Here is a 398-nt window from a genome sequence, read left to right as displayed (position 1 = left end):
GGTCATATATGGCTCCTGAGGTTCGCCGCAGTCTACGGATAGCAAAAAAGCCAGGCACTTGCCTGGCTTTCTATCAAACTCGGCGCGCCGATGCCAGTACATCCGTGGTCATCGTCAAGCCAAATTCCTGATCAGGCAGCCTGAAGCTGACCTGCGGACRTCTTGCCCGACTTCCGGTCGCGCTCCAGCTCGAAGCTGAGCTTCTGGCCTTCGACGATCGTGCGCATTCCTGCGCGCTCAACCGCGGAAATGTGGACGAAGACGTCCGCATCGCCGTTGTCAGGYTGRATAAAGCCGAAGCCCTTGGTGGARTTGAACCATTTAACTGTGCCRGTGRTCATRAYGAACCCTTTCATAGCATGTTGAAAATCCCGCCGCGCAGGAGCGCAACGGAGTGT

Annotated in this window: 1 protein-coding gene; it reads right to left on the bottom strand. The window is 56.4% G+C overall.

From position 1 onward, the window contains the following. Positions 1–131: 131 nt before the first annotated feature. Positions 132–341 carry a cold-shock protein gene (locus AC1D0P_RS31090; protein ID WP_477680247.1) on the bottom strand — a complete coding sequence of 70 codons (210 nt, stop codon included), beginning with the start codon at positions 339–341 and terminating at the stop codon, positions 132–134. Positions 342–398 lie beyond the last annotated feature (57 nt).

It is taken from the genome of Polaromonas sp. P1_G2 (genome assembly GCF_056405515.1).
Note: the sequence above shows the minus strand (reverse complement) of the source record. Positions and strands in the feature narration are given on the sequence as shown.